General features: G+C 70.6%; 9 protein-coding genes. All 9 read right to left on the bottom strand.

All coding sequences use genetic code 11. From position 1 onward, the window contains the following. Window positions 1-15: 15 nt before the first annotated feature. The gene (locus tag AC1DVT_RS16325) at window positions 16-531 is read right to left on the bottom strand and encodes a DUF501 domain-containing protein (RefSeq protein WP_457101564.1); all 516 of its coding nucleotides are present in this window, start codon (window positions 529-531) and stop codon (window positions 16-18) included. Window positions 532-569: 38 nt separating this feature from the next. Then, complete coding sequence (locus tag AC1DVT_RS16320; protein WP_477390033.1) at window positions 570-1,127, bottom strand: FtsB family cell division protein; 558 nt, start codon at window positions 1,125-1,127, stop codon at window positions 570-572. 31 nt (window positions 1,128-1,158) lie between these two features. Further along, complete coding sequence (gene eno, locus AC1DVT_RS16315; RefSeq protein ID WP_457101562.1) at window positions 1,159-2,439, bottom strand: phosphopyruvate hydratase; 1,281 nt, start codon at window positions 2,437-2,439, stop codon at window positions 1,159-1,161. Between the two features lie 110 nt (window positions 2,440-2,549). After that, a complete protein-coding gene (locus tag AC1DVT_RS16310) occupies window positions 2,550-3,218 on the bottom strand; it encodes an O-methyltransferase (RefSeq protein WP_477390032.1) in 669 nt (222 codons plus the stop codon). A gap of 31 nt (window positions 3,219-3,249) precedes the next feature. Continuing rightward, a complete protein-coding gene (locus tag AC1DVT_RS16305) occupies window positions 3,250-4,266 on the bottom strand; it encodes a DUF1648 domain-containing protein (protein WP_477390031.1) in 1,017 nt (338 codons plus the stop codon). Beyond that, window positions 4,256-4,612, bottom strand: a complete 357-nt coding sequence (locus AC1DVT_RS16300) for a GntR family transcriptional regulator (protein ID WP_457101559.1) — start codon at window positions 4,610-4,612, stop codon at window positions 4,256-4,258. The genes AC1DVT_RS16305 and AC1DVT_RS16300 overlap by 11 nt, the downstream gene beginning before the upstream one ends. Before the next feature lie 43 nt (window positions 4,613-4,655). Then, window positions 4,656-5,933, bottom strand: a complete 1,278-nt coding sequence (hisS, locus tag AC1DVT_RS16295; protein ID WP_477390034.1) for a histidine--tRNA ligase — start codon at window positions 5,931-5,933, stop codon at window positions 4,656-4,658. A 31-nt stretch (window positions 5,934-5,964) separates the two neighbouring features. Then, a complete protein-coding gene (locus tag AC1DVT_RS16290; protein ID WP_477390030.1) occupies window positions 5,965-6,600 on the bottom strand; it encodes a nucleoside triphosphate pyrophosphohydrolase in 636 nt (211 codons plus the stop codon). Further along, window positions 6,597-7,488, bottom strand: an 892-nt coding sequence (locus AC1DVT_RS16285; protein WP_477390029.1) for a Na+/H+ antiporter NhaA, incomplete at its 5' end; no start/stop codon positions are given. The genes AC1DVT_RS16285 and AC1DVT_RS16290, both read right to left, overlap by 4 nt.

Raw genomic sequence — 7,488 nt, 5'->3', positions numbered from 1 at the left:
GACGTGAGCTGCGCGTCACCCCGCGTTCCCCGGCTGTGCGCAGGCGCAGCGCGCCGGTGACCAGGTCGACAGAGCGAGCGCGCGATCGCCGATCGGGTTGACGCCGGGCCCCGCCGCGAGGGCGTGCGCGGCGAGCGCGTGCAGGCACTTCACGCGGGTCGGCATGCCGCCGGCGGAGATCCCCTCGATCTCCTCGACGTCGCCGAACTGATCCCGATCGGCGATGTAGGCCAGATGCGCGCGGCCGTAGGCGGCGGCGACGTCTTCATCCGCGAGCTCATCGGAGAGCGTGCGCATCACCTGACCGGCTTCGAGAGTCGACATCGCCGCCGTCGCGGCCGGATGGGTCAGGTAGTAGAACGTGGGGAACGGGGTGCCGTCCGGAAGGCGCGGCAGGGTGGCCGCAACTGTCGGGTTGCCGCAGACGCAGCGCGCGGCGATCCCGACGACACCGCGGGCGGGGCGCCCGAGCTGGGCGCGCAGAACCTCGAGGTCGGCCTCGGCGACGGGCGGGAAGGGCGGCGTGGTCACGCCTCCACGGTAGCGCCGTCGGCTGGGACGCCGCTGGATCAGCCGTCGCTCGTGGGCGTGGCGGAAGGCGTGGGCGGGGCGGACGGCGTGGGGTCTGGCACTCCGATGACCGGCGTGGTGGTCGCGGCCTGAGACAGGCCCGCCTCTGTGACCGAGCGGACCAGCTGCGACATCCAATCCGTGCGCGTCTGCCCGACCGCGTCGCTCACGGCGTCGGTCTCCTGCGGCACCTCGGCCGCAGTGAGGTCGTTGTCGACGAGATAGACGACCTCACCGGGCTTGACGTAGTACAGCCGCTCGCGCGCCTGCGTCGTGATGTAGGCCGGGTCGCGCCATCGTTCGCGCTGGGCTTTCAGATCGGCGACCTCGTCTTCGCTGACCGAGACCGCGATCGCGAGCGCGGCGATCCGCTGCCGCTGGTCGACATAGGTGCCGATGGTCGGGACCAGGACGAAGGCCGCGAGGACGACGAGCCCCATCATGATCACCATGAACCCGGAGAGGCGGATGCCGCCGAGCCACGCGCGGACATCGACCGGCCGGCGCTCGCGCGGCGCCTGGCGGGCACGAGAAGGGGGAGCCGCCTTCGCACTCACGGCTCCCCCTCTCATTCACGTCTGGTGGGCGTCAGCCCTTGAACCGCGGGAAGGCCGCGCGGCCGATGAACTCCGCCGCATCGCCCAGCTCTTCCTCGATACGCAGAAGCTGATTGTATTTCGCCACGCGCTCGCTTCGAGCGGGCGCGCCGCTCTTGATCTGACCCGCGTTCGTGGCGACCACGAGGTCGGCGATCGTGGTGTCCTCGGTCTCGCCTGAACGGTGCGAGAACATCGACGTGTAGCCGGCACGGTGCGCCATCTCGACGGCGTCGAGGGTCTCCGACAGCGTGCCGATCTGGTTGACCTTGACCAGCAGCGAGTTGGCGATGCCGAGGTCGATGCCCTTCTTCAGCCGGATCGGGTTCGTCACGAACAGGTCGTCGCCGACCAGCTGGGTCTTCGTGCCGAGCTTCTCGGTGAGCGCCTTCCACGCGTCCCAGTCGTCTTCGGCGAGCGCATCCTCGATCGTGACGATCGGGTAGGCGTCGACGAGCTCGACGTAGTAGTCGGTGAGCGCCTCGGCGCTCCAGTCCTTGCCCTCGAAGTGGTAGGCGCCGTTGCGGAAGAACTCCGTCGCGGCGACATCCATGCCGAGCGCGATGTCGGTGCCGACGGTGAAGCCGGCCTTCTCGATCGCCTTGACGAGGAAGTCGAGGCCCTCGCGGTTGCTCTTCAGATCGGGTGCGAAACCACCCTCGTCGCCGAGGCCGGTGGCGTAGCCCGCGGCCTTCAGCTCGCTGTGCAGCACGTGGTACGTCTCCGCACCCCAGCGCAGCGCCTCGGCGAAGCTCGACGCGCCGAGGGGCGCGAGGAAGAACTCCTGGCAGTCGATGCCGTTGTCGGCGTGCGACCCGCCGTTGATGACGTTGAACAGCGGAATGGGCAGGACGTGCGCGTTCGGGCCACCGAGGTAGCGGAACAGCGGCAGGTCGGCGCTGTCGGCTGCGGCCTTGGCGACGGCAAGGCTGACGCCCAGGATCGCGTTGGCACCGCTGCGGGACTTGTTCTCGGTGCCGTCGGTCTCGATGAGGATCTCGTCGACGATGCGCTGCTCGCTCGCCTCGACCCCCTCGAGTGCGGGGCCGAGCTCGTCGACGACGGCGGCGACGGCCTTGAGGACGCCCTTTCCGCCGTAGCGCGACTTGTCGCCGTCGCGAAGCTCATAGGCCTCGAATGCGCCGGTGGACGCGCCGGAAGGGACGGCTGCGCGTTGGACGATCCCGTCGTCGAGCAGCACCTCCACTTCGACGGTCGGGTTGCCGCGCGAGTCGAGAATCTCTCGCGCGTTGACTGCCTCGATAAGTGCCACGGAAGAACTCCTAGGTTCGTGGAGGGCTGGATCGCGGAGCGTCGTCGGTCCGCATTCCACTCTAGTGATGGGGATGCCTGGACCGCATGGCCTCCTCGCCGCGGAGCGTGCTAGACGATGAGCGCGATGGCGACGCCGTCCCAGCCCTTCGCGTCGAGCGTCTGCAGCGCGGTTGCATCGAAGCGCGGATCGCGGCCGAGCAGCTCGAGCGCGCGCTGGGTGCCGATCACCTGCGGATCCATCGTCGCGGGATCGGCGACCCGGCCGCCCCTGCCGACGTTGTCGACGACCACGACGGTGCCCGATCGGCCGAGGCGGGCCGCCCAGTCGAGGTAGATCGTGCCCGACTCCTTGTCGGCGTCGATGAAGACGAGATCGAAGGGCTGCTCGCCCTCGAGCGTGGGCAGGATGTCGGCGGCGCGCCCGAGCAGGATCTCGACTTTGTGGCCGACCCCGGCCCGGTCGAGATTCGCGCGGGCGATCGCGGCGTTGTGCGGCTCCACCTCGATCGTGACGACCCGTCCGTCTTCGGGGAGCCCCCGGGCGAGCCAGATCGTGGAGTACGCGCCGAGGGTGCCGATCTCGAGCACCCGCCGCGCGCCGCTCATGCGCGTCAGCAGGTGGAGCAGCTTGCCATTGACCGGCGCGACCTCGATCGGCGGGAGGCCCGCCGCGTTCTGGTCGGCGACGGCGGCGTCGAGGTCGGCGTCGTGGCCGACGAGGGTCGCGGTCAGATAGGCGTCGACGAGACGCCAGGTGTCGGGGGTGGGGTCGGCCATGGCCTCAGCCAACCCCGGCCGGCAGGCTCCGTCAAGAGCGGGCGGCGGTCGCTCGCGCCGTCAGGGCCTCGAGCAGCCCGGCGCCGGTGCCGGCGTCGTCGACGGTCACGACGAGGCGCCTGCCGTTCGACCGGGCGACCTCGATGGCCTCGCCGGCGCGCWGGATGATGCCGAACCGCCGGTCGGCGCCGAGGCGCATCCCCCAGCCGCCGAACTCCCCCACCGGGTTGACGTCGACCCGCGCGGCCGTGGCGACATCCGCCAGCGGCACGCGGAAGCGCGGGATGCCGAGCACCGAGCGCACAGTGAAACCGGTCTCGTCGACGCGGACATGGAACGCGACGGTMGCTGCGACGACGATCACCAGGACGATCGCGATGCCCGCAAGCAGCAGCACGACCTCGTCCGAGGCCCCGGCGAGCCAGGCCGCGAACGCCGACACGGCGACCGCGACGACAGCGAGGACGAGCGAGATCGCGGCGGCCGGGGCCATGCTCGCGGTCCGCAGCCACACGACCCGCTCACCGGGCGCGAGCGCCAGGGGCTTCGCCGCCGCGGGGGTGCGCGGCATCCGCTCCTCGGCGGGCTGGAGGAACCACGCGATCACACCGACGGCGACGGATGCCAGGAACGCCGCGAGCAGCGCCGGCCACACCGAAAGCGCACTCGCAGCACCGGCTTCACCCGCCTGCATCACGAAGGTCCAGGTGAACGCCACCGTCACGAACGCCGCCGTCGCGGCCGAGATCGCACCCATGAGGCGGTAGGTCGCGCCGCGATCGCCACGGCGGAGCCCCGGCAGCGTCGCGAAGCCGATGAGCAGCGAGACGCCGACGCCGAACACGATCGTCCAGAGCGGCTGCGTCCAGGCCGCGGCGTACCGATTCGGCTGACCGGTCGCATCCCAGTGCACCGCGATCGTCGACGGAACCTGCGGCAGGGTGAGCAGCTGCACCACGACGCCGATGGCGACGATCCCGATCGGAATCGCGATCGCGACCAGGATGAAGCGCCGGATGGCGAGGGCGTGGAGCTGATCAGCGGTCACGAGCGGTCTCTTTCACGAGGGCGGCGAGCATGTCGGGCGACAAGCCGAGGGCACGGGCGCGCTCGGTGAGCGCGATGACGTCGTCGCGCAGGTGCGCGAGCGGCGCCGCGGCATCCGTCACGACCGCGCCTCGGCCCCGTCGCATGTCCACGAGACCTTCGTCGCGCAGCTCCTGGTAGGCGCGCAGGACGGTGTGCAGGTTGACGCCGAGCGCGCCGGCGACGTCGCGGGCCGACGGCAGCCGGTCACCCGGCTTCAGCCGCCCGGCGGCGGCATCCGCCCGCACCGACGTCGCCACCTGGGCGAACAGCGGGACGTCGCTCGCAGGGTCGAGTCGCAGCAGCATGCGACTATTCTATAACAACTAGAACACTTTTCCCGCTGAACGGCTAGGTCAGGGGCTTGATCTCAAGCGTGTCCCTCGTGGCACCCGGCGCGACCGTCGCGAACGCCGTGTAGCCGTCGGATGCCGCGCGCTCCAGCAGCGCCTTGAGGTTCTTGGTGCGCTGCTCGAGCCGCACCCGCGAGCCTTCGGCGATCAGCGCCGCCTTCAGCGCGAGGAGCTCGCCATACTTGACATCGCGATCGTGGACCAGCACCAGGGTGGGGGCCGCGGCATCCGTCGTCTCGTCGACGAGATCGACGATCCGCTCGAACCCGATCGAGAAGCCGACTGCCGGTGCGTCCTGACCCAGGAAGCGCCCGATCATGCCGTCGTAGCGTCCGCCGCCGCCGAGCGAGTAGTCGACCGAGGGGTGCGCGAGTTCGAAGATCGTGCCGGTGTAGTAGCCCATGCCGCGCACGAGGAAGGGGTCGAAGACGAGCGGGATGTCGACGAACGAGGTTGCTGAGCCTGTCGAAGCACGGGCTGCTGCGACCGCCTCGCCGATGCCGGTCAGGGCCGCGACGACCTCGTCGGGAGCGCCCTCGGGCAGCAGCTTGCGGATCTGCCGCTCGCCGAACGGGTTGTACTCCAGAGTCATCGGGCGCACCAGGAAGGCCCCGAACGCCTCGACCGCGGCCGGTGTCGCGCCGCGCTCGGCGAGCTCGGCGGTCACCCCGGACGGGCCGATCTTGTCGAGCTTGTCGATCGTGATGAGCACGCCGGGCAGCTCGTCTGCGGTGAAGCCGAAGCTCGCCAGCATCCACTCGAGCAGGCGACGGTCGTTGATGCGCACTGTCGCGCCGGTGAGGCCGAGCGCATCGACCGCGTCGAGCGTCGCCACGATCAGCTCCGCCTCGGCGCGGGAGGAGGCATCCCCGATGATGTCGATGTCGCACTGCATGAACTGGCGATACCGGCCCTTCTGGGGGCGCTCGGCGCGCCACACCKGGGCGATCTGGATCGCGCGGAACACGGTCGGCAGCTCGCCGCGGTGGCTCGCGYAGAATCGCGCGAGTGGCACCGTCAGGTCGTAGCGCAGCCCCAGATCGGCGAGTTCGGCGGGGTCGTCGGCCGCGGCGCGGATCGCATCGGCGTCGAGCCCGCGCTTGAGCACGTTGTAGGCGAGCTTCTCGTTGTCGCCGCCGATGCCGGCGTGCAGGCGGCCGAACTCCTCCATGACCGGCGTCTCGATCTCATCGAACCCGTGCGCGCGATAGCGCTCGCGGATGACGGCGAGCACGCGCTCGCGCCTGGTCTTGTCAGCGGGAAGGAAGTCGCGCATGCCGCGCGGCGGATTGACGGATGCCACCTCCCTATCCTTTCAGGTCGGCCTCCGCATCCCTGATCTCGGTCTCGAACGACCGCAGTCGCGCGCGCAGGGCCCGCTCGGCGTCCCACCCGTTGGCGCGGGCAGTGGCGACCAGGGCGAGGAGGGCATCGCCCAGCTCCGCCTCGGTGGCGGGCGCGTCAGCCGGGGGTGCCGCGAGGCCCACCTGAGCCGCCTTGCCCAGCAGCTTCTGGGCGAGCGCGAGCGACGGCATCCGGTCCGAAACGCCGTCGAGCACGCTCGTGCGGGCGCGCTTCTCGGCCGCCTTCGCCGCGTTCCAATGCACGAGCACCTCTTCGGGCGTCGTCGCGACCGCGTCGCCGAAGACGTGCGGATGCCTCCGCACCATCTTCTCGGTCAGCCCGCGGGCGACGTCGTCGATGCCGAACGGCGCCTCGCCGTCGCGGGAGGCGATCTCGGCGTGGAACAGCACCTGCCAGAGCAGATCGCCGAGCTCTTCGCGGAGATCTTCGCGCGTGCCCTCCTCGACCGCGTCGATGAGCTCGGCGCTCTCTTCGATGAGATACGGCACGAGAGAGCGATGGTCGATCTGCTGCGTCCACACGCAGCGGTCGCGCACGGCGCGCATCGTGTCCGCCGCCTCGCGGAGCGGATCGGTCATGCGTGCACCTCCTCCGTCTCCGCCACGAGGGTGCCGGCGATGCGATGGTGGCGGCGGCGCCATGTGACGATGAGCGCGGCCAGCACGGCGGCGATGAGGGAGCCGCTGACCACGCCGAGGATCGCCTCGTCCCGGATCTCGGGCGTGCCCTCGAACGCAAGGTCGGAGAGGAGCAGCGAGACGGTGAAGCCGATGCCGCCGAGAGCGCCGACGGCGAGCAGATCGCCGAGCGGCAGTTTCGGATGATCGCCGCCGCCGAACAGCTTCTGGCCGAGCCAGCCCGCACCGGCGATGCCGACGAGCTTGCCGGCCGGCAGGGCGAACACGATGCCCCAGAAGACCGGCGAGAGGCCGCTCCCTGCCGACGGGATCGGCACCAGGGCGGCGGTGAACGCGAAGATCGGCAGGATGATCGCGTTGATCCAGGGCTCCAGCGCGTGGCGGGTGACCAGCGCGGGGGTCTGCGCCATGGCCAGGCCGAGGAGCACACCGGCGATCGTCGCGTGCACCCCGGAGAGCAGCACGAGCACCCACGTGGCGATCGCGAGCACGATCAGGGCGATCACGACCACGGCCCGGGCGCGGGTGTGCAGCATCCGGCTCAGCACAGCGAAGGCGATGACGCACAGGAATGCCAGCGCGAGCGCGAGGTAGTTGAGGTCGGTCGCGAAGAGCACGGCGATCAGCACGATGCCGACGATGTCGTCGAGGATCGCGAGGGCGAGGAGGAACACCCGGATCGCGGGCGGGAGTCCACGCCCGAACACGGCAAGCACTCCCAGGGCGAACGCGATGTCGGTCGCCGTCGGGATCGGCCAGCCATGCTCGTAGCCGGTGCCCGCGGTGAACGCGAGGTAGATCAGGACCGGCACGATCACCCCGCCCGCC

This window comes from Microbacterium sp. P2_F9 (assembly GCF_056403635.1).
The sequence above is the reverse complement of the archived record's forward strand: the minus strand, read 5'-3'. Positions and strand labels throughout refer to the sequence as shown.